Annotated in this window: 25 protein-coding genes and 2 pseudogenes; 8 read left to right on the forward strand and 19 right to left on the reverse strand. The window is 56.8% G+C overall.

The annotated features are described in order from the left end of the window. Nucleotides 1-36 precede the first annotated feature (36 nt). The 8 genes from tolQ to PspS35_RS04405 all read left to right on the forward strand — a co-directional run bounded on the left by tolQ (nt 37) and on the right by PspS35_RS04405 (nt 7,314). Nucleotides 37-735, forward strand: a complete 699-nt coding sequence (tolQ, locus tag PspS35_RS04370) for a protein TolQ (protein ID WP_159932922.1) — start codon at nt 37-39, stop codon at nt 733-735. Beyond that, nucleotides 732-1,178 carry a protein TolR gene (tolR, locus tag PspS35_RS04375; protein WP_110620667.1) on the forward strand — a complete coding sequence of 149 codons (447 nt, stop codon included), beginning with the start codon at nt 732-734 and terminating at the stop codon, nt 1,176-1,178. The genes tolQ and tolR overlap by 4 nt, the downstream gene beginning before the upstream one ends. Beyond that, entirely contained in the window at nt 1,175-2,152 is a 978-nt protein-coding gene (locus tag PspS35_RS04380) for an energy transducer TonB (protein ID WP_159932923.1), read from the forward strand. Before tolR ends, PspS35_RS04380 begins: the two co-directional genes overlap by 4 nt. Nucleotides 2,153-2,321: 169 nt before the next feature. Beyond that, the gene (locus PspS35_RS04385) at nt 2,322-3,626 is read left to right on the forward strand and encodes an extracellular solute-binding protein (RefSeq protein WP_159932924.1); all 1,305 of its coding nucleotides are present in this window, start codon (nt 2,322-2,324) and stop codon (nt 3,624-3,626) included. A gap of 21 nt (nt 3,627-3,647) precedes the next feature. After that, nucleotides 3,648-4,544 (forward strand): sugar ABC transporter permease, encoded by an 897-nt coding sequence (locus PspS35_RS04390; RefSeq protein WP_122737105.1) that lies wholly within the window; start codon nt 3,648-3,650, stop codon nt 4,542-4,544. Further along, nucleotides 4,537-5,430, forward strand: a complete 894-nt coding sequence (locus PspS35_RS04395; protein WP_159932925.1) for an ABC transporter permease subunit — start codon at nt 4,537-4,539, stop codon at nt 5,428-5,430. The genes PspS35_RS04390 and PspS35_RS04395 overlap by 8 nt, the downstream gene beginning before the upstream one ends. Further along, the gene (locus PspS35_RS04400) at nt 5,427-6,539 is read left to right on the forward strand and encodes an ATP-binding cassette domain-containing protein (RefSeq protein WP_122737103.1); all 1,113 of its coding nucleotides are present in this window, start codon (nt 5,427-5,429) and stop codon (nt 6,537-6,539) included. Before PspS35_RS04395 ends, PspS35_RS04400 begins: the two co-directional genes overlap by 4 nt. A 16-nt stretch (nt 6,540-6,555) precedes the next feature. Beyond that, nucleotides 6,556-7,314, forward strand: coding sequence for a glycerophosphoryl diester phosphodiesterase (locus PspS35_RS04405; RefSeq protein ID WP_122737102.1), 759 nt, complete (start codon nt 6,556-6,558; stop codon nt 7,312-7,314). Nucleotides 7,315-7,394: 80 nt separating this feature from the next. On the opposite strand, the pseudogene PspS35_RS04410 reads toward PspS35_RS04405, so the two are convergent. The 19 genes and pseudogenes from PspS35_RS04410 to PspS35_RS04500 form a co-directional block, all read right to left on the reverse strand. Next, nucleotides 7,395-7,650 (reverse strand): annotated as a pseudogene (locus PspS35_RS04410) (transposase); the annotation flags it as partial. 74 nt (nt 7,651-7,724) lie between these two features. Then, on the reverse strand, nt 7,725-9,881 hold the full coding sequence (locus tag PspS35_RS04415) for a tyrosine-type recombinase/integrase (RefSeq protein ID WP_159932926.1): 2,157 nt from the start codon (nt 9,879-9,881) through the stop codon (nt 7,725-7,727). Further along, nucleotides 9,878-10,897 (reverse strand): tyrosine-type recombinase/integrase, encoded by a 1,020-nt coding sequence (locus PspS35_RS04420; RefSeq protein WP_159932927.1) that lies wholly within the window; start codon nt 10,895-10,897, stop codon nt 9,878-9,880. Before PspS35_RS04420 ends, PspS35_RS04415 begins: the two co-directional genes overlap by 4 nt. A 68-nt stretch (nt 10,898-10,965) precedes the next feature. Next, nucleotides 10,966-11,217 (reverse strand): annotated as a pseudogene (locus PspS35_RS04425) (DNA polymerase V subunit UmuC); the annotation flags it as partial. Beyond that, nucleotides 11,214-11,648 (reverse strand): S24 family peptidase, encoded by a 435-nt coding sequence (locus tag PspS35_RS04430; RefSeq protein WP_033901324.1) that lies wholly within the window; start codon nt 11,646-11,648, stop codon nt 11,214-11,216. The gene PspS35_RS04430 and the pseudogene PspS35_RS04425, both read right to left, overlap by 4 nt. Before the next feature lie 139 nt (nt 11,649-11,787). After that, a complete protein-coding gene (locus PspS35_RS04435; protein ID WP_159932929.1) occupies nt 11,788-14,028 on the reverse strand; it encodes a DEAD/DEAH box helicase in 2,241 nt (746 codons plus the stop codon). Between the two features lie 96 nt (nt 14,029-14,124). Then, nucleotides 14,125-15,582: a DUF6094 domain-containing protein gene (locus PspS35_RS04440; protein WP_159932930.1), complete on the reverse strand. Its 1,458-nt coding sequence runs from the start codon at nt 15,580-15,582 to the stop codon at nt 14,125-14,127. A 22-nt stretch (nt 15,583-15,604) separates the two neighbouring features. Then, a complete protein-coding gene (locus PspS35_RS04445) occupies nt 15,605-16,204 on the reverse strand; it encodes a hypothetical protein (protein WP_033902863.1) in 600 nt (199 codons plus the stop codon). 72 nt (nt 16,205-16,276) lie between these two features. Further along, entirely contained in the window at nt 16,277-16,558 is a 282-nt protein-coding gene (locus PspS35_RS04450) for a hypothetical protein (RefSeq protein ID WP_159932931.1), read from the reverse strand. A 65-nt stretch (nt 16,559-16,623) separates the two neighbouring features. Next, nucleotides 16,624-17,241: a DUF3275 family protein gene (locus tag PspS35_RS04455; RefSeq protein ID WP_033902861.1), complete on the reverse strand. Its 618-nt coding sequence runs from the start codon at nt 17,239-17,241 to the stop codon at nt 16,624-16,626. Nucleotides 17,242-17,319: 78 nt separating this feature from the next. Beyond that, a complete protein-coding gene (locus PspS35_RS04460; RefSeq protein WP_033902860.1) occupies nt 17,320-17,655 on the reverse strand; it encodes a hypothetical protein in 336 nt (111 codons plus the stop codon). A 100-nt stretch (nt 17,656-17,755) separates the two neighbouring features. After that, nucleotides 17,756-18,205: a hypothetical protein gene (locus tag PspS35_RS04465; protein ID WP_159932932.1), complete on the reverse strand. Its 450-nt coding sequence runs from the start codon at nt 18,203-18,205 to the stop codon at nt 17,756-17,758. Nucleotides 18,206-18,302: 97 nt separating this feature from the next. Beyond that, entirely contained in the window at nt 18,303-18,839 is a 537-nt protein-coding gene (locus tag PspS35_RS04470; protein ID WP_074843790.1) for an STY4534 family ICE replication protein, read from the reverse strand. A gap of 96 nt (nt 18,840-18,935) precedes the next feature. Continuing rightward, nucleotides 18,936-19,175: a hypothetical protein gene (locus PspS35_RS04475; RefSeq protein WP_033897295.1), complete on the reverse strand. Its 240-nt coding sequence runs from the start codon at nt 19,173-19,175 to the stop codon at nt 18,936-18,938. Between the two features lie 306 nt (nt 19,176-19,481). Continuing rightward, nucleotides 19,482-19,781: a hypothetical protein gene (locus tag PspS35_RS04480; protein WP_082461427.1), complete on the reverse strand. Its 300-nt coding sequence runs from the start codon at nt 19,779-19,781 to the stop codon at nt 19,482-19,484. Between the two features lie 932 nt (nt 19,782-20,713). Then, entirely contained in the window at nt 20,714-21,154 is a 441-nt protein-coding gene (pilM, locus tag PspS35_RS04485) for a type IV pilus biogenesis protein PilM (protein ID WP_033897294.1), read from the reverse strand. A 590-nt stretch (nt 21,155-21,744) separates the two neighbouring features. Continuing rightward, on the reverse strand, nt 21,745-23,067 hold the full coding sequence (gene pilV, locus PspS35_RS04490) for a shufflon system plasmid conjugative transfer pilus tip adhesin PilV (protein ID WP_033897293.1): 1,323 nt from the start codon (nt 23,065-23,067) through the stop codon (nt 21,745-21,747). Then, nucleotides 23,057-23,998 (reverse strand): ATPase, T2SS/T4P/T4SS family, encoded by a 942-nt coding sequence (locus tag PspS35_RS04495; RefSeq protein ID WP_027606787.1) that lies wholly within the window; start codon nt 23,996-23,998, stop codon nt 23,057-23,059. The genes pilV and PspS35_RS04495 overlap by 11 nt, the downstream gene beginning before the upstream one ends. Nucleotides 23,999-24,008: 10 nt before the next feature. Further along, a complete protein-coding gene (locus tag PspS35_RS04500) occupies nt 24,009-24,524 on the reverse strand; it encodes a type 4 pilus major pilin (RefSeq protein ID WP_033897292.1) in 516 nt (171 codons plus the stop codon). Nucleotides 24,525-24,547: the final 23 nt, after the last annotated feature.

Here is a 24,547-nt window from a genome sequence, read left to right on the forward strand (position 1 = left end):
CCCCACACCCTTTGATTCACACGGAGACACTTTTCAATGCAATCTTCCATGTCCATCGTCAGCTTGATAGAAGGCGCCAGCCCGGTTGCTCAGACCGTCATGATGATCCTGCTGCTGGCCTCTGCCTTGAGCTGGCTGCTGATTTTTCTGCGCGGGCTGGACCTGCGTCTGGACAGCCGCGACCTGGCCGAGTTCGAACAGCGCTTTCATTCGGGCATCGACCTCAACCAGCTGTACAAAGACCTGCCGGAGCAACCAACAGGTGTGAGTAAGGTGTTCCGCGACGGCTTTCGCAACTTTTGCCAACTGAGCCACAGCAACATCGATCCGGCGGTGACCATGGAAGCTGTCGGCAGCGCCATGCGCCTGGCCCTGTCCCGCGAAGGCATGCGCCTGAACCGCCATTTGGTGGTCCTCGCCACCATCAGTTCGGCCAGCCCTTATATTGGTTTGTTCGGGACGGTGTGGGGCATTATGGGATCGTTCCAAGCCCTCGGCGCGACGTCCCAGGCGACCCTGGCCACGGTGGCACCGTGGATTGCCGAGGCCCTGGTGGCGACCGCGATTGGCTTGTTCACCGCCATTCCCGCCGTGATTGCCTATAACGGCCTGTCCAAACGGGTCGCAGACTTGCAGACACGCCTGGCCGACATCGCCGAAGAACTGCACACCTTGTTGCTGACCAGCCTGCACACCCGGCCCAACCTGCGCGTTGCCGCAAGGGAGAAAGCATGAATCAGAAAGGCTCCTTCCACTCGGTCTCGCGGGGCAAGATCTCCAGCGAGATGAACGTGGTGCCGTTCATCGACGTGGTCCTGGTGTTGCTGGTGATCTTCATGGTCGCCACGCCGCTGATGACCCAAGGGGTGCATGTCGATCTGCCGCGCCTTGGCGCGCAGGCCATTGACACCCCGGAGCATCCGCCACTGGTGGTCAGTATCGATGCCGATGGCCAGTACTACCTGAACCGTGGCGACGACGAGCGTGTCAGCCTGGCCTTGCCGACTGTCGGCGAGCAAGTGCGCAGTGCGCTCGGCGATCAAGCCAATACGGCGGTGTTGATTCGCGGTGATCGCGCGGTCAGCTATGGCCGGATCATGGAACTGATGGGCGCCTTGCAACAAGCCGGCGTGCCCAATGTCGGGCTTATTTCGCAAACGCCGGATGCCACACCATGAAACCAGCCCTGCAGCTTCCAGAACTCGGCCTGTCGTTCGCCCCGGCCACCGCCGTGCTGCCAGAACAGCGGGTGCGCTGCCGCTTCAACGTGCATTCGGGCGATGAAACGGTGAGAACCGCTGCCATCGCCTTCCCCGTCGCAACGCCGCACCTGAGGCTGCTCCCGCCGTTGCGCACGCCCCCATCACGCAGCGTGTCACCGAACTCGGCGCGTCTGGCGCTGGTGCTGGTGCCGCTGGTGGTCGCCGTGCACCTGCTGGCCTTGTGGCTGAGTAACGCCCAGTCGGTTCCCGAGACCGTTGAACCGGACAAGCAAACCGTGGTGATCCACACCGGGCTCGCAGCGGACCCGGCCATCGCGGCGGCGGCCCAGGCGCGCGCAGCTGCACAGGCCGCCGAAGCACAGCGTCAGCAGGCGGCCGAACAGGCGCAAGCGGCCAAACAGCAGGCACAGCTGGAAGCCAGCCATCTGGCGGAGCAAGCGCAGATCCAGGCCCGCGAAAAGGCCGCAGCACGACCACCGGTAAAACCTGCACCGCAGCGCAGTGCGACACCACCGGCGCAAACACCATCCCTCGCGCTGTCCAACCCGAACCCGGCGCCCGCCGCAGCGGCAGCTGCAGCGGCAGCGCAAACCGCGCAACCCGCCGCCAGTTCCGGAGCGCCAACTGACGTGCCGGCAGGCGCGGGCAAGCAATACGTACCGCTGGTCAAAACCGCCCCGGACTACCCGACGGCGGCGCTGGAAAACGAGTTGGAAGGTGACTGCACCGTGGAATACGACTTGCTGCCCAACGGTACGACAACGGCGCCGCGCCTGGTCAAAGGGCTATGCGACGCCTCGCATTTCGGCACGGCCTCACTCAAGGCTGCCGCCGGCTTTCGCTATAGCCCGCAAGAGGCTGATGGGCATCCGGTCAAAGTCATCGGGGTGCGCAATACCTTTCACTACCGGCTACAGAATGCGCAGTAGCAGGTGCGCTATCGATTACCACACTCCAAGTGTTGAACGCCGCCAGGCAGACGCCTGACGATCAGCACTGTGGCGCGTCCTGATCGTTAACTGTCAGTCGAGGAGGCCCCGTCACAAATATTACACATTGGTTGTATTAAATGAGGCTCCCCTGTCACGGTCGCCGATCATGCGTGTCCTCCTCGCGGTCTTCCTCGCCCTGCTGCTCAGGCCGGTCATGGCCGGTGCTGCTGAGCCCGTGGAGTTCTGGTACGGACACAGCGGCGCCGCCGGGGCGGTGATCGAGCGATTGTGCTCGCACTTCAACGCCAGCCACCCCGGGCTGAGACCTCTGCGTTGTGTGGCCCAAGGAAGCTATGAACAGACGCTGCAAAAAACCGTGGCCGCCTACCGCGCCGGCAACAGCCCGGCGCTGGTGGAAATCTATGACGTCGCGACCCTCGATATGCTGCTGGGAGGCGCCAGCATGGCCGTGCAACAGGTCATGACCGAACAGCACCAACAAAACGCCCCCCACGATTTTTTGCCGGCGGTCCAGCGCTATTACGCTGATCGCGATGGCCAGTTAGCGGCCCAGCCATTCGCCGTGTCCACCGCGGTGCTCTACAGCCACCGCGCCACACTGGCCGCTGCGGGCATCAGCGAACCGCCTGCTACCTGGGAAGCCTTCGACGCGGCACTGCAAGCGCTGAAACGCCACGGCCTGACCTGCCCGGCAGTGACGGACTTCAATCCGTGGATCTGGCTGGAGCAGAGCAGCGCGGCGATGGGGGTCCCTGTGGCCAGTGCTGCCAATGGCACAGAAGGACTGCACGCGCGTTATCGCTTCGACAGCGGTCCGCACCCGCGACTGCTGGCCGATCTGGCGCGCTGGGTCGCCCAAGGCAGCCTGGTCAACCAGGCCGCGACCCGCAGCGGCCGTCAGGAGCTGGCCTTTGCCGCCGGCGACTGCGCGCTGCTGCTGAGTTCCACCGGCGCGTGGAATCTGCTGGCCAGCGGGCAGATCGATGACGTCGTGATCAGTCCGATCCCGGTGTACCAGGGCTTCCCTCGCCAGGCCACGGTTATTGGCGGCGCCGCACTCTGGGTGCTGCGCGGGCAATCGCCAGAGGCCTATGCCACGGTAGCCGCCTTCCTCGCCTACCTTCGCCAACCCGCGGTGCAGATCTCGTTCAGCCGCCAAACCGGTTACCTGCCGGTGACTCAGCAGGCCGCCGCCCTGATCCTGGCCAGCCAGCCGTCCGACTCCGCAGTGGCAGTGGGCCTGTCCTCCCTGAGGCGGGCAGACGGGCAAACCAGCACGCCACTGCGCACAGGTTTTCTGACCCGTCTGCGCCTGATCTGGACCCAGGAACTGCAAAACGCCCTGGCCCGCCACAGCAGCACCGACGTAGCCGTGCAGCAGATCGTAGAGCGCGGCAACGACTTGCTGACCACTTTCGAAGAGACCTACCGCTATGTCCCAACGCTCTGAGCTCCTCTGCAGGGCGCAGCCATGAGCGATGGTGCGCGTTTCCCTCAGCGTTATCTGCCGCTGCTGTTTGCCCTGCCGCAGTTGCTCGCGCTGCTGTTGTTTTTCTATTGGCCAAGCCTGCAAGCGTTTTGGTGGTCGTTGCACCGCATACAGCCGTTCGGTAACGGCGAGCGGTTTACCGGGCTGGCCAATTATGTGCGTGTGCTGAACGACCCCGGGGTGTTGGCGGCGTTGCGTGCGACCTGGATTTTCAGCCTGAGCGCTACACTGTTGGCGATGTTGATCGCCTTGCTGCTGGCGGCCTGCCTTGAGCTAAAATTGCGCGGGCGCCAGTTGGCCCGCAACCTGCTTATCTGGCCCTACGCGGTCTCTGGCGCGACCCTCGGGATGATCGTCCAGGTGATCGCCAACCCACTGTTCGGCCCACTGGCCTGGCTCAACCACCTCGTGCCCGGCAGTTGGGCGCCCCATGCCGAACCCTGGCAAGCCATGACGTTATTGGTGGTCGGTTACGCCTGGTGCCAGGTGCCGTTCAACCTGATAATGCTGATCGCCAGCCTGCAAACATTGCCCGAAGATTGCCTGGCGGCTGCGGCCCTGGATGGCGCCGGTCCCTGGCGGCGTCTGCGCGATATGCAACTGCCGCTGATCGCGCCCTACCTGGTGTTTGTGTTTATCGTCGGCCTGCTCGACAGCCTATCCAACAGTTTTGGCCTAGTCGATACCCTGACCAAGGGCGGCCCTGGCGATAGCACCCAGGTGTTGGCTTACAAGATTTATCAGGATGGATTCACCGGCATGGACCTGGCCGGCTCGTCGACTTTGTCAGTGTTGATGTTGCTGCTTATTGGCGCGTTGAGCCTGGTGCAATGGCGCTTCATGGCTTGGCGCTCTAGGCGCCGAGGTGCTCATGGTTGAGCGCAGCCCGCTGCTGAATGCATTGGCCTATGGGCTGCTGGCCCTGGGTATGACCTTTGCCCTCGGCCCGATGTACCTGGCGTTGTGTGCGGCCACGGTCAGCAATGCGCATCTGCTGAACCAAGGCATCCCACTGCTGCCCGGGGATCAATGGCTACACAACATGGCGCAAGTGTCGCAGCGTATCGACCTGCTGCGCCTGCTGGGCAACAGCTTACTGGTGGCAACGTCAGTGGTCATCGGCAAACTGACGCTGTCGGCACTGACGGCGTTTGCCGTGGTGTACTTTCGCGGCCCCTTCACGTCGCTGATTTTCTTCGCCGTGCTGGGCACCCTGTTGTTGCCGGTGGAGGTTCGTGTCATCCCGACCTATGCGGTAGCCGGCGACCTGCTAGGCCCGCTGCGAACGCTGCTACACGCACTGGGTATTACCAGCTTACCGGTTCCCACCCTGAACGTGCTCGACAGCTACCCAGGACTAGCCCTGCCGCTGATGGCCTCGGCGACAGGCACCTTCCTGTTTCGCCAATTCTACAAAACCCTACCCGCCGATCTGGTGGAAGCCGCGCGCCTGGATGGCGCGGGCCCCTGGCGTTTTTTCTTCGACATCTTGCTGCCGCTGTCGAAAGCCAACTTTGCCGCGCTCGGCACCTTGGTGTTCATCGGTGCGTGGAAAGACTACCTGTGGCCGATGGTGGCAACCAATCGCCCGGAAATGCGGACCTTGGTGCTGGGCATCGCGAGTTTCGCGCCAACCGACAGCACTCAACTGCCAGAATGGAACCTGCTGATGGCGGCGGCGATTGTCAGCCTGATCCCACCGATCCTGGTTATCGCGCAGATGCAACGCTGGTTCGCCAAAGGCCTCGTCGGAGTCAACAAATGAACGCGCTCGTATCCCTCAAACAGGCTCCCGATGTCACCCTGCAAGGGTTGACGAAGCGATACGCTAATCACGGCCCAGCGGTGCTTGACGGACTCGACCTGGAACTCTCGGCCGGTCAGTTCAACGTGATTCTGGGACCGTCCGGCTGTGGCAAGTCGACCCTGTTGCGCCTGGTCGCCGGTCTTGAGCAGCCCGACAGCGGGCGCGTGTTGATCGGTGGCCAGGACGTTACCCGCTTACCGCCTGCCCAACGTCAGTGCGCCATGGTGTTTCAACATTACGCGCTGTACCCACACATGACCGTGCGCGACAACATCGGCTATGGCTTGCGTGTGGCCGGCGTTCCCAAGGCAGAACGCGACGCCCGCGTCGAAGAGATCGCCCGCACCCTGACCCTGGACGCGTTACTCGAGCGCAAGCCAGCGCAACTGTCCGGTGGTCAGCGCCAGCGTGTCGCAATTGGCCGCGCACTGGTGAGACGGCCGCCGGTGTTGCTGTTCGATGAGCCGCTGTGCAACCTCGACAGCGCCTTGCGCCAGGACATGCGCCTGGAGTTGCGCCGCCTGCACCAGCAAACTGGTTGCACCATTCTGTACGTCACCCACGACCAGACCGAAGCCATGGCTCTCGCGGACCGGATCATTGTGCTGGACCGTGGCCGTATCGAACAAATCGACACCCCACAGGTGCTCTATCGTCAGCCGGCATCGACTCGCGTGGCCCGTTGCCTCGGCACGCCGCCGATGAACCTCCTTGCAGTCCATCGCGAAGGCGCCGGGGCGCTGATCCTCAATGACGGACAGCGGCTAGCGTTGCAACTGCCCGCTGAACTCCCGGTATCGCCCACCCTACTGCTGGGTATTCGCCCCGAAAGCGTACGGTTCGGCGCGCATGCATTGCAGGCGAGCCTGCACAGCGTCGAAGAGCTCGGCAGCCACAGATTGCTGCATTGTCGGCTGGCCGGAGAGCCAATTCTGGTCAGCCATCCTAGCCCCTTACACCTGAAACCCGGAGACGCCGTAGGGCTAGAGTTTGCTGCCGCCGACGCGGTGCTGTTCGACGCTGCCAGCGGTCGCCGTCTCCCTTTTTCCTTAGTCCCCTGCCCCTAGTCAACAGTGAGCGCCCATGCCTGTAGCAAACCCTGTCGTGCGTAGTGCTTTGATTGCCCATCGCGGCGCCAGCGCCTACGCCCCCGAAAACACTCTTGCGGCCCTGGAAATAGCGGCTGGCTTGGGAGCCCGGTGGGTGGAAGTCGACGTGAAATTGACCCGCGACGGCCAGCTCGTGGTAATTCACGACGACATGCTGGAGCGCACCACCAATGGGCGTGGCGCGGTGGCGTTGCATGACCTGGCGCTGATCCGGCAGCTCGATGCTGGTTCCTGGTTCTCCCCCACCTTTGCCGGCACCCAGGTCCCGACCTTTCAGGAAGTGGTGGAGTGCGCGTTGCGCCTGGGCCTCGGCTTGCAGGTCGAACTCAAACCGACGATTGGCGATGACGTGGAAACTGCCGAGGCCGCGATTCCCTTGTTACGTCGGCTGTGGCCGCAAGGGCGTGGGCAGCTGTTTGTCTCCAGTTTTTCGGTGCGCTCGCTCTGCGCCGCTCGACGCCTATGGCCAGAAGTCCCGCTGGGGCTCGCCAGCCTGCTCGCCCCGGCGGATCCGGCCAGTCTGCTGGCGGAGTACGGCTGCCAGGTGCTGCATGTGTTCGATGACATGCTGGACGAGCACCACTTGCGACGGCTTCAGGCCAGCGGCGTGGAGTTCGCCGTCGCAATCATCAACAACCCGGACCGCGCCCGCTATTTACTAGCCAACGGCGCCCAGTCAATCCTCAGTGACTACCCAGACTTGCTCACCACTACGTCATTGAGGAAGCTTTGATGAACTGAGAAATAAACAGTCGCCAATGCATCTGTCACGGCATTGACATCTCAGTAGCTGGGTCAATTCGCCATCGGCGTCAACATGGTCGTCTCATACAGCGCCTCTTCCATCGCCGGGTCGCTGTAGCCGAACCAGTTTTGCATCAGATGAACACGCGGCAGCGCCATCAGTGGGTAGGTGGGACGACCACCTTCGGCCTTTGGATAACGTGGCGCGATCAGGGCGATAAAGGCCTTCCAAGGCAGCATCTGATTATCTCGATCAGGAACAATTCCTTACGGTCTGCTTGCGTTTTCCGGCGTACTCGGCGTCGGCGAAGATCATATGTTTCATCATCGAAAAGCTCGGCGACTGGCGTTGGGGCGTTTTGCCAAATCATTAAGTCTTTTTCAGGGCTCCCCTAAAAATCAGCACCTTTTTGTTTCGATTTCATTTGGGGCGCGCCCGTCAAGCGTTGGAACATTGTCCAGTTTTCGAATAAGGCCGTTCAGTTTCTCCAAATCGCCCTCCACAATGGCCTGTTCATCCGCTGTCAACGGCACCGCCTCCAGGTAACGCCCAATTGAAGCTTTGCTTTCCAGCGCTTGAGCCCTTGCACTTGCTTTCGGCAGGTTAAAATCACACCCGGCACAGGCCATGCGATGCGGGCAACTGCTCCAAAACGGGTTCGAGCAATATGAGTCGCCCAAGTCATAAAATGCGTAGGGCTCTTGCGCCTGACGCGCAATTACGTCGTGATCAATCAGAACCGAAATCAAATGAGACATCTGATCGGCCTTGGCAAAAGAGGCCGCCAGCTTGGTGGGTCGGATCCGAATATAATGCAACGTCGAACTCGGTGAGCTGTGTCCCGACCACTGCATCAATTCAATCAGTGACATGCCCTGTGGAACGCTGGCCAGCGCCGTTACCGCAGAGGCCCGACCACGGTGGCTGGTGATGCGGCCACGGCTGTCCTCCAATGGCACACCGGCTTTGGCACAAAGCATGGGAATGATCGTGCTATTGATGACGCCAGCTCCCATGCGTTTACCGCGAAACTGGAACAGGTAGCTGACTTTTTCACCGGTGCGCTGATCCAGCAGCGGTGCTTGATTGACGGGCCTTTCCAGCAGCCAGCCGTCAATGCGATCCTTGACCACGGCTGCTACGGGTTTGACGAAGGCTTTAAAGGTCTTACTGGCCGGAATGTCGAGGTAGCACAAGGTTCCTGCAGGGACGGTGGTACCGTCCTCATGAATGACATCGCTCGACTGAGTATGGGCGCAACCGATGGCAAGTCGCCTAATTTCATTGCTGCGCAGCCCAGAATGGGTCCATACAACGGCCATTGCTTGGACCATGGACAGCGGGTAATGAATTTCCGAGAGCAAATCCTTGCGTTCTAAATTAAGACTGGCCCAGATCAATTTGAGCCAGCTTGAATCGTCAATGACGCGAGGGTTGATACCTGAATTGAAGGCCACGGACTGAGGAGTCGCCAGATGGTGCCGAGGACTGAATTTCAACCCTCCCCAGCTCCACAGCTCAACGTCGATAAAAAAGCGTCGTACGGCTTGCAAAAAGCCCCCTTTTGAATTCGGTGCGATTGGGAGGCCAAGTCTCTTAAGTTTCGTACCTCGGCCCGACGCTAGGGCCCATTCACCAACCGTCATGCGATCTACCGCCGCAATAAACGCCGCGCAAGTCGACAGGCCCCAATCGACAGGGGAGCTGACCCAGGGTTGCTCGCGCGCGAGCCAAATACCGGTTCTCAAGATAAAACTGTAATTGCTTTCCCGAGTGCGGGGACGCAAAGTCGATGTGTCTCGCCACCGACGACACCACTCGACCCAGCCGGGATCAATGCCCTCAATGCTTTTTGTGCGCCAGCTCACGTAGCCGCGCATGCGCAATGGTTTTTCCAAAATCCCCAGTGCGGCAAGTCCGTGTGAAACTTTTCCAACCAACCTGGCCACACCATCGCTTCGATGCGCCTGACCTTTCAGCAAAAGCGCCTCAGTGAAGGTTTCAAGCCGCGGGTCGCCGTTTTCCAACATCAGTGCACCGAGCACACTGCTCAGAAATTGCTTGAGGTGACGTGCCTCATATCCCAGCGATTTCAACACCTGGCTTAAACGCCCATGTTCAGATTCGAATATGGTGTGACCAAAGATAAAGGATGCGTAGATCGCCGATTGGCGAAATTTCGCGATGCGTTGGGGCGTATGAAAACCACCCAAGTGGTAAGCGACCGCTGCCAGGTAAGGACGAGATCCTGCTCGGGTGTTGAGCAAGTCAAGCCATTGCATGTCTGACCAGACCCAATAAGGGCTGCCTATCTTGCTGACCTGCCAAAGTATGGCCGCCACTGACGGCGCGGCCAATCGATCAGAAACTCCACTGTAGACGACGAGGTCAATCAGGGGATTTATAAGCCCCGGCATGATCGATTGCAGAAAAGGCCAATCAGAACGGTAAAGGTGATTAGAAAGCACGGCCTGCTCATCATCGGACAGTACCTCTTGCCGCGTATACCGACCCGCATCAAACGCTACATAATCCGCTGCCGATGCAAGGTTCATGACAATGACTCCGAACTAAAGAGCTCACTGAACAACCGCTCATCCAAGCTACCCACTGATTTCGCCATTTTCGCGGTCAGGTCCGCGCCGGATAAGTGCAGGTACATCAGGGTGGTTTTCGGATCGCGATGACCGGCGTAGGCCGTGAGCTCATGAAGCTTCCAGCCTGCGCGAGCCAAATGCGTCAACCGCAGGTGGCGGAAGGTGTGCGTGCTGAGACCGTCAAGGTCCGACTGCCTGGCCCAGGACTCTACTGTTTTACTCCAGGTCCAGCGTGTCAGCCCCGCGCCCCGGTTGCGGTCTGAATCGGAGCGAAACAATGGTCCTTTTGTCCACCCTGCACGGTGAAGCTGCTGAAGGTGGGCCATCAAGACCGGGGCAATGCCGGGGCTGTAACACACCACCCGACTACGTCGGCCCTTTGTGGTTTCAGCCCGCACCGAGATCAGTCGGTGTGCTACGTCCAGGTCTTCGATGTTTAAGGCCACCAATTCCGCACGGCGCAGTGCCCCGCAATACGCCAGCGAGAGCATCAGTCGGTCGCGCACCGACGCGCTGGCAGCGATGCTCAGGAAATGCCGCCATTGTTCATCGTTGAAGAGGTAGGGGAGTTTGACCAGACGCGGCACCAGGCCCCGGGTAAAGCCTGCGTGAGTCGGTGGGTGGAGCAGACGTGTGTGTTGCCCACGCGGTATGGGGTTTTGCTCGCGAAGCCCTTGGAAGACCAAATGGTCATACCACAAACGGAGGGCACTGAGACGTTGGTGCAGGGTGGCATTCGCCACCGCACTGGCTTGACCGGGGAGAAGTTGGCGGATGTAGAGTGTGATCTGCTCGAAGGTTACGGCTTCAGCGTCCCACCCAGCGCTTTCGCAGTAGCCCAGGTAATGCGCCAGACCCCGCGCATACGCATCGAGCGTAGCCGGTGCACGGCCCAGGTTACCGAGCAGTTGCAGCCACTCTTCAACACTGGGGTAGCGGTTTAGCATCACGGCATAGGAGGAGGTGGAAGTCATGGGAGTCTCCCCAGAACGCCAGAGGCGTTCAGCGTAGCTCAAGAAAAAGCATTCCACCTAACCTACTACAACGCATAATTGCTGCTGAACGCCACGATCCCATGCCGCCGCAACGTGTCCTTGATTTGAAAATACGGTGCGCCCATTTTAACGAAGGGCTTGGCGTCGTAGCTGCGCGCAATGACGCAACCATCGTTGTTGCTCAGAACGACGATGGGCGTGCTTGACAGGTCTGGCCGGAAAACACGCTCGCAGCTGGCATAGAAACTGTTGCAGTCCGCGAGCGCGAAGACCGGCAAGGTAGGATCGAGGGCGCTCATGATGAATGCTCATGGTCGCGCACGCTGTAGCTGACCACGCCCCATATCACCAACTCGTCCCCTTCCATCACGTGTCTGGGCGGGAATCTTGGGTTTTCGGCCATCAACACTACCTGGCCGTCACGCATGTGAAGGCGCTTGCAAACGGACTCGGTGTTGAGGGCTGCAATTACGATATCGCCATGGCGAGCCGTTTTGCTTCGATCGACGATCACCAGGTCACCGTTGAAAATGCCGGCTCCCTGCATGCTGTCGCCCGAAATCTTCGCCAAGTACACGTGCGGCGCTCGGATCTCAAAAAGCTCATCCAGCGATATTAATTTTTCTAGGTGGTCGGCCGCCGGCGATGGAAAGCCGGCCGAGACCTGGCTGGAATACATCGGTAGAGAATGGCCACCTGTGGAAATGGGACCAAGAAGGGTCGCGCTCATAACCTGGCCTGAATTTAACTGTATGGATAGCCAGTTAACTGTTTGCTTGATGCCACGTCAATTTGATCCGACCGAATGCCGGTTCTGGGTCAGTGACAGTGATGGCATAAAAATGGCCACCCCGAAGGTGGCCTTGTGGTCATACAGCAATTAATTGTCTAGCAAGTGCCATTTCTACGGAGTCGCCATCCTGATTTAGAGAGTCGAGACCAGACTCCGGTACGTCTCCCGACGTGCTCTGAGCCACCGCGATCTTTTTGGCCATCAACTGCAAGCAGGTAATCTGCGAGCTTTGCGCATAGCCAAAAAACACCACCCGCACCGGGTGTTTCTGCCCGATCCTCCATGACCGCCGTGCTGCCTGCTGAAGGGTATAGACGTTATACCCGGTCTGCATGAACGCAATGGTCGGGAAGTCGAGCAGATCCAGTCCAGTTTTTACCAGCTCCGGGTTGGTGATCAGCACGTCGACGCCGCGATCAACCTGATCCAGGATCCAGTCCTCGCGCCTGGACGTGTCGACCGAGGCTCTAAGGACTGCCACTTTTAAGCCTGCTTGTTCCAACAACCGCTTGAGTCTGCTGGTGGTGTCTCTCGTCCCGGTGTACACGGAGTAAGCCAAAACCTTCCGATTCTTTGCTTTCTCCGATAGGCACAGGTCCAACAGCGCCTTCTCCTTCGGCATCAGTTCATCGTCTGCGAAAATCGAAGGAACAAATGCCAGTGTTTCCTTGGAGCGGGGGTGTTTCACCACCTCCGGCCGGAAACAGCAGTCAGGCCATGCCAGCAGCACGTTGAGTACCACACCCAAAAGTGTGGTATCCCGGCGAGCAAGTGCCTGGCGAAGTTCAACAGCCAATGTTCCGGCTAGCTTCTGGTAAGCCGATCCCTGATCCAATGCCATGGGTACGTCGACCAGTTCCTCCTGATAATCGGGCAAGATGTTTCCACCGATGTCTTTGAGCTTCAAAAAGACGGTGAACGGCAATACGAAACGGTGAATACCTTTCGGGCCGAAACCCGGAGCTTTCACTGTACGCACTGAGAGTTTTTTACCCTTGGCGGTTTTGTGCGACTGATTGTCCCGCTCGCTGTAAATATCCTTCAGCACGCCATGATCACGCATGAACGACATGGCTGCAGGTGCCATGCTGCCGCGTGAGTTTGGTCGGTAACCGTCCTCGATCATGCGGCAGGTAAGGATACGAAACAGAAGGTAGAACAGATCGTCGGCATAGCCCCCCATGAGCGTGCCCGTCAGCAGCACGGTTTTACGTGCTTTTGCTGCCAGCACTCCCATGGCTTGGCCCTGGGCAGAGCCGCTGTTCTTGTACTCATGCCCTTCGTCCACCACCAGCAGGTCAAAATATCCATCAGGCAAGTAGCGTTTGATGAATTCCGTAGGTTGATAGCCGCCTTCACCAAAGCCAAACTCAATGTTGGCCATGGCACGCTCCATGCGTTTGGCCTGCCGGTCGCTGAAGATGAAGTTGCCCTTGGCGTCCATTAGATTGATGAATTCGCTGACGTTATCGATCAGCATCGAGGCGAGAAAATCCTCCCCGAAGTCATTCAGCAATCTGTCTGCACGTATTGGGCCGATGGTCGGAATTCGGCACATCGACTTCAGTATGGTTGCTCGACGTGTTCCGTTTTCGGCCTTGCCTGGACGCATCAGCGTCCAGAGTTGGCCATGACAGTGAGGGCAGCTTTGACGGCGTTCCTCTCGGTGAAACTCTTCGACAGTGATCCTGTTGCCTTCTAGATCCTCCAGAAGACGGCCGCAATCTGGGCAGCCTGCAAAGCGGTGTCCGCCGGCTGAGCGACGTGACCAGCACGCGGGACGCCAGTGAAACCCCATCCGCATGCGCACGCGCCCTAGGATGAAGAACTCTTGCCGACCATCGTAGGGATCTCCCAGTTGATCACGCAGCTTGAGCAGTTTGACTAGGGTATCGGGGCCGTTGAGCACCCAAACCCGAGCATCTGGGATGGTTTCAAGAATCTCTCGCCGCCATTTATAGACCAGGTGAGGAGGTGATACGACCAGGGTGCGGCGGTAGCCAGCGCCGTGCATCACGGCCGCAACAGCAATGGCCATCATGGTTTTACCTGTGCCCATTTCGGCGTTGATGACAGCGGCCTGCTCGTTGTGGTCCAGCAGCAGTGCGGTTACGGCCTGGACAACCTCGGCTTGCGCCGGGAACGGTTGGCGTTTGAGCGTGTTCATGATCCGTTGCCGGATTTCGTTGATGTTGCCAGCGTAAACCGGTGGGTTAGAGCGGTTGAGTGAATCCAGCAACTCATCACCGAACTCGTCGATAAATTCGGTCAAACTGATGGTCAAAGGTGGGCATGCGGTGTGTGATAGGTCGTTCATGTTTGTTTCTCCGTAAGGAATGAAACAGGGCATGCACGACACCCCGACGGGTATGGTGAATACCCTGGGGTCTGTTAAGGAAATACCTTATAAGTGTCAGTAGTCCGATGGCAGCAACACGGTCGTGCTGCTCCGGTCCGCTTCCGTGATGATCCACAACCGTGTTTCATCGCCGGCATCGACGTTGTAGCTGGAAAACAATCGCTCCCCGGTAGTCAGTGCGCGCTGATTGCTGGTCCAGTCTTCATCGGGCAGTTCTCCCCAGTCACCCGAGAAATGGCGTCGTAAGTAAAGGCTAGGGTCGAGATGTCCTTGCTCTACTAGGTATTGCACCGAGTGGGTCATCACTAAGCGTCCGGGTTCAAATATCATCCGCGGTGCTTGGTTAGGAGTGGGAGTAGCTTCTGGTTCTTCAGGCCCAGTCTGTGGATCCGCCGATGAACTGATGGTGATCACCTTGCCGAAGTTGGTGGAGCCTGGCGTCATGTCCCATGCCCGAATAATGGGTACGAAACGATCTGTCAGGATCCTTACCTCTGAGACGTTGCCGTCCTGGTCTTCGGTGAACTCGGTCTTGCGGACCTTATCTTTGTAGGTGTCGCCCTTGAGTGCCAATACGCGACCGGTTTTGGATGTCACCACGCCGGATATCGCGCCGGCAGCCAAGGCCAACGCCAAGTGCCAACGCGAGAGTTCCCTTACGGGAGGTCGTGGCTGAGCGCCGCTTTGACCAAAATGCAGTGTGAAGTCCGGCCACATGCCACGAAGGCGTTTGACCTCATCGCTGAGCTGTTCAGGTTCAAGGCTGATACGGTAGAAGTGTTCCAGCTCAGTGGATGTCGGGAGAACCCTGTAGGGCTCCCATGGCCAACTCGTTGGTAACGCTTCCGCACTCAATGTGCCGGCGCCAATTGCCTGGAGGCGTGCGCGTACGTATTTGACCTCTTGCGGTCGAGCCAGGTCCTGGCGGCGAATACGAACACCGAAGATCACCACCTGTTTGAAGGTTGGATCAGCGGCATTGTAGATCCGCAGTTCAGTGAAGTGGTTGCACAACCATCCGCATAGCTCATCGTCCAGCACGTAGTGCGGAACAATCAGCACCATGACCCCACCGTACTGCAGCAGTGGAAGCGCCCGTTGATAGAACATCTTCTCCAGGCGCCGACGGCCGTTACCTTGGTACTGTGACGCACCTGCATGGTCAGCGACCAAGTCACCGTAGGGCGGGTTGAGCCAGAGCAGGCCAAAGGCTTGGCGGCTGATCATGGTGTCCATCAGATCGCTATGCAGCACGCGATCCAGCAGTTTCTTGCAGTGATTGGCACGTTCCTGGTCGTACTCGACTGCGTAAGTCTCTACGCGGTCACGTCCGAGCGCATGAGCCGTTTCAGCCAGCGCAACACCCTCACCAGCACAGGGATCAAAGATCCGCATCTTGCCAGTGGGAGAGGGTGCCAACGCCTGCAGGGTCCGTTCCAGCGTTATTTCGTCAGTGGGGTAGTAGCCATTGCGAGCGAAGTTGCGCGCCAAGCGTGGGAACATCAAGGCCATGATGAGGCTCCTGAATCAAGGCTCAAAACTGAGCGTGGGTTGAGAGTTGCCCTTGGCGAATGAGATCGCCTAAAGCAGGTTCGAGGACGTCGAGTTGCAACGACAAACGCCATGCCGCGACAGCGCCGGATGTTCCGGGCAAGAGCTGCAACATGTCGTGTTGGGTGAGCCAGTCCATCACCGGCTTCTGCCAATGTGGCAGCAGTGGTAAAGGGCAGGTGTCCTGGATCAACGGCCAAAGCCTTTGATGAGGTGACTGCCCGTTCTCAAGAAGGGCGTAGGCGAAGTGGTTGGCTCGATCCGGCTGCACGCAGCGTCGGTCGAACAACCAGAGGTGAATCAAGCTGCCGAACAAAGTCCCGCGCATTTGACGCGTGGTGCGTTTTTCCAGCAGATCGATGTTGGGAAAGACGGGGAGACTTCGACCGTCCACAACAAGGTGAAACTGACTCAGACCATCCTCGGCAGCGCCGAGGGTCAGCCTGGCCATGAACTCCTGCAGTGCCGTGTCACGGCCCCATGCAGAGAGAAACACCAAGTTGCGTTGCTCGTCACACGCGCAAGCGTCGACGAATAGGTCATTGCACTCCTCGATTGGGAAGAGCGGGGTAGGGCTGGGCATGGGAACCTCCATTATGAAGAGGGAACCCGCCCGGAGGGGCGGTGAGCCCCTCGGGGGTGTTATCAGTGAGTGTTATTGCTTGGGAAACAGCTCTACGTCCGATTTGAACGTTTTATCGTTCGGGTCGAACGAAACCGTGTCGTTATGAAACAGAGGGCTGTGCTTAGTCAGAAAGATTTTTCCCAGGTACTGGGAGCGGAGTGCCACGGCGGCATCAGCTTGTTCAGCCGTCATGTCGAGCTCTTCTATGAAGAAATCCCACAGTTCCTCATCCGTCGATACTTCGTTGTTGGCAAGTTGATCGTCGATATTGTTCAGAACTGCAGCGGTCAGGTTGCTGAAAATTGGGTTCATATAGTGCTCCGTAAATGCGAAGGAGCGCCCATGAGGGAGCCCCTCAAGGGTGGGTGTTGGAACAATCAGAAATTGGAGATCGTCCAGACTTGTAGTTTGAAATCCAGCACGTAGCCGAGCTCGCCCAAGCGAGTGCATTGCTGACGTAAGCGGTGACGATCAACGGTGGTGTCAAGCTTGACGGTATCGCCCAGAGGCCAGATTGTGCCGAACAGGTCCGCATCTTGTTCTGCGCTGCTGGTCATGTTCGGCAGAGGCATTCCAAAGGGGGCATTCTCTGCTGCAGATGGTTCGACAGCGCCGTTTGCTCCCTTGGGCGACGCCAGCTTTTTACGTTGTTGGAGAGGCCTTGGCGGCGCTGAAGAGGTCTCTTCATCAATGGGGTCGGGCTCACTCGCAGAGAGCGTGGCAGCGTCTTCCGCTGTCAACTTATCCACATCGTCCAAGCTCATGCTTTCGAGTTTTGCACGAATCTCGACGACTAGCCGACCCGATGTCGAGTAGTACGAAGGGCGAATTTCTGTGATCAGGAAATCGCCTCGGTATTTACCCTCATTGTACTGATCGAGGAGCGCGTCTTTGATGACGAACTCACCGATTGAAGTTGAAAGTCGTCCTACGTTGAAGTCGCCGTTACGGCCGCTGATGGTACGGATGGCCAGTTGGCCTGGGATGTTGATCATGTGCAGCTCCACACTGCTATGAATGAAAAAAGCCCGACAAATGTCGGGCTTGGGGGAGTGCTGTGAATGCCGAAGCGGTTATGGGCAAGAAGTGTGCATTTCTTCTTTGAGTGAGATGTAGAGGTAGAAAACGCCAGGTGGCGATTCAATTCGGTCAAGTTTCAAGTCCAACCAGACTCGATCTGAGCTGTTGCCGTCAGGCAGCAGGCGATAGAGGCCGAAATGGATCAGGTCGCTGTCAGGTTGCAAATGCAGCTCTCGGTAGGCCTCCAGGACAACATCGCCCAGTCGCTGACTGATAACAGAGGCATCCTGTTGGTTTTCAATATGTACCGCTTCTTGCCAGGCCCTAGGGGTCAACACGACCGGTAGCTTGAGCAAATCAGGCGATACTAGGTGAGAAAGTTTTTTCATGGTCGACTCCAGGTGTGAAAACCACCTGGCCCATACGGGAGGTGGTTTCCCGTTGGGTGTGTATAGGGTATTAAGACGGTGATTTAGGCTTTGTATCCTGTCAGTACTCGTCGTCACATGGGCAAGAAATGTGTATCTCTTGGACTCGGAAGTCGAGGGAGAAAACGCCAGGTGACGATTCATTTCGGTCAAGTCTCACGTCCAACAAGACTTGATCTGAACTGCCGTCAGGCAGCATTCGACACTCCTCGTCAGGCCCAAGCGCGAGTAGCTGCACTTCTTCTGCTATCAGGAACCCTTCTTCTTCAGTCAAGCGTGAACAAACTCTGCCATTAATGGCCGCGTGTACTCCCTTATCCCAAGCTCGATTGAGCGAGGGAACGGTCTTGAACAACTCGGGTACGTTGGGCAGGCCGGCGCGGTATGCGTCGGCGCCTAGGATATGAGCCTCGATCACATAGATAATCTGATCAATCTTATTTTCAAAGATCACTGCTTTTGCATAAGCAACGCGTATGTCAAGAGCTTGTGTAAATAACGTGTTCATCATGGTGAGTCTCCAATGTATGAGAATCACCGTACCCAGAAGGGCGGTGTTCCCTTCGGATGATGAAAGGCACCCGAAGGGTGCCTTGCAACAGAGTGAATCAAGATGCCTTACGCTGCCGTTTAGCAGGCGTTGGCTCCGGTTGTTCCTCCGCAACTGGCTCGATTGCTTCTTCGCTTTCGAGTGGTGCTTCAGATTGTGCTTCGCCTTGTTCAGCAACTGTTTCAACTTCACGAGGCTTGGCTTCATAAACGGTTTGCCCGTCTACCTTGATCCAGCCGATAAACAAAAGTCGTCCTTTGAGGCTTGCTCCAGGTTGACCCTTTTTATCGCCTTTCTCATAGGTAAAAGCATCGGTCCAGATATCGCCGATACGGAAGCTCACAAGGACCTTCTTTCCTGCTTCAACGGCCGCTTGGCTGCGACGAATCAGCTTTTCAGCTTCGGCGCCGACAATGTTGCAGTCGATGTAGGAGTACTCGGCTTCATCTGTAGAACCGCGCAGCGCCGCAACGGTGACAGCCATGAATGGCTTACCTTTGCCGCGAGGTTTCACTTCACGGATACGGTTGAGGTAACCGATACCAGTGGTGTGAAGGTCGAAGAATTTGGCTTCGTTGGTTTGAGTAGTGCTCATGATGATTCTCCAATTTCGAAATAACAGAAAGCGGAGAAACACTTCGCCCTTGGGGGAAAGTATTCCCCGCGAGGGTGGTAGAGCTAAGGAGTTTGCTTAGTGCAAGAGTTTCATGGCAGCAATCAGCACACCAGTGGTGGCTGACAACATGACACCCATGCGAATGGTGAGTCTTACTTCGAGCTGAGCGATTTCAGCACGAATAGCAGTGATATCAGCTTTAGTGGCGAGTAGCGTGAGCATGTCGGTCTCCAAAGCCTCAATGACAGCATTAGCTTTCTGTTCCGATACGTTGATCGAGATCAGCGCTTGGTAGAGAGCCAGTTCGGTTTTCATCAGACCTCCAAAAAATTGAGAGGCCTGCCCTGACGGGGTAGGCCCGTCATGGGTGGGGGAAGGTGCTTCCATCGACTTAGTCGACTGACCGCGCTGCCGGAAGCTATGGCGATCTTGGGAATGGATCAATGCGGTAAACCGCATCGTAGTCTCTCGGATCCAGACTACTTGGGCATGTTGCTGACAACGTCAGCGATACATGTGCAGATCATGAAAATACGAATGCCGCTTGTCAAGCCCCTCCCGTAAAAACTCCAATGAAGCCTTCCCAACGGGAAGGCTTCCTACGGGGAGAGGATAAGCGGCTTAGCAAGTTGCAGATGTCAGTGATCGCGCAATGGGTTTCTTACGAGACCGGCGAGCGGGTTTTTCGACCACTCGTGTATTTGCCGCGTACCAATGGTTCAGATCAACACCTTTACGAGCTAATGCTGGCAGGTGATCCATTTCACGCACCAGGCGATCGGGTACGCAAGGTGGAGGAAGCAATGGACCTGCTTTGGCATGGATAGCGGTAGGCGCAGCGCTAGGTTTTCTCATGGCGCGCAGGAAACTACGCGTGACAGTGCCGATCGCGAAACCCAAGCTGTAAGCGAGTTTGGACATGGTGATTCTCCTGCAGGTTAAGTGCGGAGAACACACTGGCCCTGTTGGGGAAGTGATTCCCCGCGAGGTGAGTTGCTTAAGGTGCTTCTATCGACAGTTGCCGACCGACCGCGCTACCAGAAGCTCAGCGGTCTTGGGCGGATCAGACACGAAAATCGTATCGCAGTCTTCAAGATCCTGACTGCCTGGGCATGATGCTGACAACGTCAGCAAAACACGCTCATATCATCGAAGGGGGGAAGTGATGTGTCAAGCGGGAGGGGAAATTCGGGGGAAGGCAAAAGCAGATTTAACTGAACAGGAGAAACTACCGAGAGTAGCTGGGTCAACAGTCACCCTCGGTTGTAGTTAAGACACGTCTTTCAGAAAAAAATACCACCTGTGAGAGATTGAGAAGTCATCGATCCCTGGGCTGTGATCTAAACATCTCACTTCCTACACCTGGCCGATTATCGTGGCTGAGGCCAGCAAACATAAGGCACGCATCCGCGCACAAAAGGAGCCCTGCGTTTCGCCGGCGGGCCACCGGCAGGGAAAAGCGGCTACCAATGGGTAGCCTGATCATCCTTTGCAAGACGATCAGGCTACCCATTGTGTGAGCTTTAAAAAGTATGGGCCACAACACCAGTGTGGCCCTTAGACTACGGTGCTTCGAACCTCAACAAAGCCCTATGTGCCTATGAACTCGCAATTCACGAGTTAGACGGCTGCGTGTCTGGCTTGGACAGGGAGACACAGGGAGAGCCTTGAATCAGGTCCGCACGCCCTTCCCGGAGCTATGCGTGCTTTAGGGTTGATGATGAGGCACGCCGCATCACCGGGCGCTACTGATGACCGCCAGTAGCCAGCGGGGTGGAAACTTTGTCGCGTTCATTATGTTGAGAGCCCGAGGTATATGCAACCTCGCACCGGATACAAAGACGCTAATCAAGTCAGTTGACTGCCACGGCTGCGCCTTCAGGAATGACGTTGGGGAGAATGATGTCTGTTTTTCCCGACCTGGGCGAAATCAACACTCCTGCTCGGTTCACTCCTACTGTGATCGACTGGGTTCGCTCCACCAAAGCTGCAGGTAATCCTGGAGGTGCCGTACCCGCAAAGTAGGTATAGCTTTGTCCCGCAGATATGTAGGTCATAACCCCTGGAGGTTTTGAAAACCATGCTGGCAGGTTGAGTGCTTCATCAGCCGGCGTCCCTGTATACCCGGCGTTTGCCTTCGCATACTCAGCTGCTGCGGATCTATAGACGAGCAAATTGCGACTCAGAGAGTCGAGGGTCGCATAGTCTGTGATTTGTTCGGATTGCTTTTGCTGTTGATTGAACAAACCCACAGCGATCAGCAGGATTGTGAGAACTGCCCAATTTAGCGACATGACTGAGCCTCAAGAGTGTCAGACGTAATTGTCACCGAAGCTCAACCAGATCGTCTTGGGAAAATACGAGGTCGGGCTACAACAGATTTTGCTGCTTCGGACTATAGTCGGCTGACGACAATAGTCAGGCCCTCAGAGTTCGAAAGCTAAGCTCGTATTTGCCGAGCTAAAAGTAAAGAGTAATATAATATAATGCAGGTAGTTATAATTATTGCTGTAAGTTTCAAAGGGTGTCGATCTGCAAAGGAAGTGGTCTTTCTTACTTTGTGGGCTGCTGAAATAATATCAGAGGTTTTTACGCATATAACTCTATATCGTCCTGATCCTAATGGGGTAAGGCGATAGGTGTGATCTCCTACCTCGAAGGCTTCTAAGCCCTTAAGGGCCGGAGCCCATAATGCGCTTGAGCAAATCCGGCTTCTAGAATTTAGCCATGCTTGCAGCTGATGATCATTATATTCAGTGCCATTCTCAAGGTGGTCCATCAAGCAAGTACCTGTCAGCAGCATAGGAAAATTGGTTTTACGACCAGATCTCAACGCATATGAATGAATATCAACAAACAAAACGCAAAAGTATTCGTGCAAACACTATTTTAGGCACTGCCAATAAAATACCCCAGCCCAACCAGCTCTGACCGCGTAAAGAAACCAGTTCCCAGCTCCGTCCCGATACACTTGACCGGACTCGTCTTGACCAACGGCCGCAGCACCAGAGAGAGTACATATAGTCCAAGTTGAGTCAGCAATAGCACAAACGTTTGGATTCCATCCGCCGTAACCCTGGCAGGCGCCGGAGATGTAGTTTTTGAATTTTGCCCCGGTGATAGTCCACACCCCGGATTGGCACGAAAGTGGTATGCCCGCCGCATTTTTTGCCATGAGCCTGTTGTCATTGCACGCTGCTCCCTCTGTCGCTTGGCCACCGATCGATAGAAATTCATTGGTCGAGAGACGGCCGTTGGCACTAATGGTGCCGGTCGAGGTGACCTGTCCAGCAGCAACTGTCCCACCTGTAGAGAGCCCTTTGTTGTTATAGACACGCACCCAGTCAGAATCGGACTGGTAGATGCCTCCACCCCATTTCTCGCTGTACCAGCCAGTATCACCTCGAGTTCTGAACCAGCCCCCTGTGTAGGTCTCGCCAGTGACGTTCGCAGTTGCTGCGGATACAGTGTTCGTCGCTGTCACATTTCGAGCATTGACGTCAGCGCCTGTGGTCACATTGCCGGTAGCCGTAATTGCAGCCGCATTGTTGATATTGTGGCCGCCTAAACTGAGGTCGGTGTTCATGGTGTTGAGCTCGGGATGTCCCGGCACCGCGTTGCGATATAGGTAGTCATTGGCGAGTTGGCCATCCATCAGGAACAATGCGCTGGCGGTATGACCTGGACCAGGGTTGATAGAGTAATTACTTAGCGCTACCTGCCAGCCCCCGCGTACACCCTGAACGATGTTAGGGTTGGTTGAAGAAATGAAACCACCAGGTCCGCCTAGATTTTCAGCGATGACACGAATGCCCATTTCTGGGATTGTTTGCCCACCTGTGGTGACGACGATCACCTCCAGTTGGTTGGGATTAGGCTTCCGGGCCAGGCCGAGAATGGTCTGCCCGAAGGTATTGGTGGAGCTAAAACCTGCAGGAAGATAGCTGGTGTTGATCAGCATCGGAACGGTAATTTGCGCTGGTACGGTCGCTGTAGCGTTGTTCAATAAGGCATTGAAATTGTCCTTCATGTATTTTGCCACTGCTTCAGAGATGGTTCTCTGTTGATCTGCGGCAATGCGGTAATCCTGACCGTCCATTTGCCTGATTTGCCATATTGTCGCCAAGGTGACGACGACGGAAAAGACGATCAATCCGATTGCCATATCCAGGCTCAAGAACCCCCGCTGTTTGTTTTTACTGGTCATTCCAGAGGCTCCTAGAGGATTGGTGAGCGATGTCTTGTTCGAGTAGGGTGATCTTCCCTGCATGGACTTTTTCTCGAATGCCCGGTCCGTCAGGGTCAGTGAAAAGCAGACTCTGCAACGTAAGTCGACGGCTCCCATCAGTCCCCATAGACAGAGACTGGTGAATGACCGCTACTAGGCCTTTGGAAAGCAACTCTCGGGCGTTATTCAGCAAGGGCTGGGCCAAGGCCGAGATTCTTTCAATGCCTTGAGTGACGCTGCCAGCATGGCCTGTACAAATAATGAGATGACCATTTATTGATGCCTGGATGACTTGAGCCGCGGTCGAGCTGTCGCGAATTTCCCCGACAAACAGCAAGTCAGCTCTCGTGCGCAGCGCCAATATCAACGCCTCCTCGTAGCCTCCCATACGGCGAGAAACTGGAACTTGAATACAGCGCCCTTCACCGTGTCGACCATTCAGATAGGGTTCTGGGGGATCCTCTACAGCCACACAAATTCCACCCCAGGCCTCAAGGCGAGCCTTTACAAGGGAGGCCGCGCTTGAAGTCTTTCCTGTGCCCATTTCTCCGCAGATGAAGATCAGGCCGCGTACAGAGTCGCTCATCAATGCATCCTGCAGATAATCTGGCAGGCCTAGCATGTCCAATGGTCGGATCTGAACCGATGACTTGCTCAGGACGAATACTGGTTTACCGTTCAAATCCAGTAGTTGGGTTACGCGTAGGACTACGCCATCTTCAATCAAAGCGAATTCAGGATCCTGAGTAGCAGCGTGCTTTTCCTGACACTGCAGCCGCAAGCGCTCGAGGTCCGCACGCCATTCGACTGGTGCTTCAACTCTTCGCGCATGCCCAGGAAGACCTTTGGCATCGGCAAATCCCTCGCCTAGGTACAGGTCGACGAATTCAGCATCGGAGATCACGCTCACACAGGGCTCCTTAATACGAAGTCCAGGCAATGGTATTGGCGTCCGATGAGCAACTTGTAGCCGCTGCCACTGCAGTGATTTCTCCAGCAATGGCAGTACCACCGTTGATTGCCGTCGTCGTCTGTTTGTCCTTGGCCATATTTGAGGCGAGGGTGATACAGGCATTTTTCGGGAGGTTGGATTCGGTGATCGTAAAGGTCATGCCGTTGCTCACTACGGTCACAGCACCGTTCCAGCGGTTGGACAGGGCATTGCCGTTGATGCTCATGCCGCCGGTAGCTTCGAGGTTGATTAAGGAGGGCGCCAGGTTGGTGCCGGCAGTGGCGTAACCCGTAGTACTTTTCAGTCTTTTGGTATTGCTGAGCAACGTACCGAGGTTGCTCTGTTCGATGGTGACGTCCGAGCTGCCGAACGTTCTGTACCCCATAAAGACGATGAAGCCGAGCGCCACCGCAATCAGCATCAGCCAGAACATTCCGTCCAGGGAAAGGAAACCTCTTTGGTTTTGGCGAATATTTTTTGGCATTTTCAGTACCTCATTTGAGTTTG

This window comes from Pseudomonas sp. S35, from assembly GCF_009866765.1.
GTDB lineage: Bacteria > Pseudomonadota > Gammaproteobacteria > Pseudomonadales > Pseudomonadaceae > Aquipseudomonas.

Bases quoted from the DNA above. Each gene is read 5' to 3' on its own strand.
- tolQ (WP_159932922.1), top strand. From the start codon at position 37: ATGCAATCTTCCATGTCCATCGTCAGCTTGATAGAAGGCGCCAGCCCG.
- tolR (WP_110620667.1), top strand. From the start codon at position 732: ATGAATCAGAAAGGCTCCTTCCACTCGGTCTCGCGGGGCAAGATCTCC.
- PspS35_RS04380 (WP_159932923.1), top strand. From the start codon at position 1,175: ATGAAACCAGCCCTGCAGCTTCCAGAACTCGGCCTGTCGTTCGCCCCG.
- PspS35_RS04385 (WP_159932924.1), top strand. From the start codon at position 2,322: ATGCGTGTCCTCCTCGCGGTCTTCCTCGCCCTGCTGCTCAGGCCGGTC.
- PspS35_RS04390 (WP_122737105.1), top strand. From the start codon at position 3,648: ATGAGCGATGGTGCGCGTTTCCCTCAGCGTTATCTGCCGCTGCTGTTT.
- PspS35_RS04395 (WP_159932925.1), top strand. From the start codon at position 4,537: ATGGTTGAGCGCAGCCCGCTGCTGAATGCATTGGCCTATGGGCTGCTG.
- PspS35_RS04400 (WP_122737103.1), top strand. From the start codon at position 5,427: ATGAACGCGCTCGTATCCCTCAAACAGGCTCCCGATGTCACCCTGCAA.
- PspS35_RS04405 (WP_122737102.1), top strand. From the start codon at position 6,556: ATGCCTGTAGCAAACCCTGTCGTGCGTAGTGCTTTGATTGCCCATCGC.
- PspS35_RS04415 (WP_159932926.1), bottom strand. From the start codon at position 9,881: ATGAACCTTGCATCGGCAGCGGATTATGTAGCGTTTGATGCGGGTCGG.
- PspS35_RS04420 (WP_159932927.1), bottom strand. From the start codon at position 10,897: ATGACTTCCACCTCCTCCTATGCCGTGATGCTAAACCGCTACCCCAGT.
- PspS35_RS04430 (WP_033901324.1), bottom strand. From the start codon at position 11,648: ATGAGCGCGACCCTTCTTGGTCCCATTTCCACAGGTGGCCATTCTCTA.
- PspS35_RS04435 (WP_159932929.1), bottom strand. From the start codon at position 14,028: ATGAACGACCTATCACACACCGCATGCCCACCTTTGACCATCAGTTTG.
- PspS35_RS04440 (WP_159932930.1), bottom strand. From the start codon at position 15,582: ATGGCCTTGATGTTCCCACGCTTGGCGCGCAACTTCGCTCGCAATGGC.
- PspS35_RS04445 (WP_033902863.1), bottom strand. From the start codon at position 16,204: ATGCCCAGCCCTACCCCGCTCTTCCCAATCGAGGAGTGCAATGACCTA.
- PspS35_RS04450 (WP_159932931.1), bottom strand. From the start codon at position 16,558: ATGAACCCAATTTTCAGCAACCTGACCGCTGCAGTTCTGAACAATATC.
- PspS35_RS04455 (WP_033902861.1), bottom strand. From the start codon at position 17,241: ATGATCAACATCCCAGGCCAACTGGCCATCCGTACCATCAGCGGCCGT.
- PspS35_RS04460 (WP_033902860.1), bottom strand. From the start codon at position 17,655: ATGAAAAAACTTTCTCACCTAGTATCGCCTGATTTGCTCAAGCTACCG.
- PspS35_RS04465 (WP_159932932.1), bottom strand. From the start codon at position 18,205: ATGATGAACACGTTATTTACACAAGCTCTTGACATACGCGTTGCTTAT.
- PspS35_RS04470 (WP_074843790.1), bottom strand. From the start codon at position 18,839: ATGAGCACTACTCAAACCAACGAAGCCAAATTCTTCGACCTTCACACC.
- PspS35_RS04475 (WP_033897295.1), bottom strand. From the start codon at position 19,175: ATGAAAACCGAACTGGCTCTCTACCAAGCGCTGATCTCGATCAACGTA.
- PspS35_RS04480 (WP_082461427.1), bottom strand. From the start codon at position 19,781: ATGTCCAAACTCGCTTACAGCTTGGGTTTCGCGATCGGCACTGTCACG.
- pilM (WP_033897294.1), bottom strand. From the start codon at position 21,154: ATGTCGCTAAATTGGGCAGTTCTCACAATCCTGCTGATCGCTGTGGGT.
- pilV (WP_033897293.1), bottom strand. From the start codon at position 23,067: ATGACCAGTAAAAACAAACAGCGGGGGTTCTTGAGCCTGGATATGGCA.
- PspS35_RS04500 (WP_033897292.1), bottom strand. From the start codon at position 24,524: ATGCCAAAAAATATTCGCCAAAACCAAAGAGGTTTCCTTTCCCTGGAC.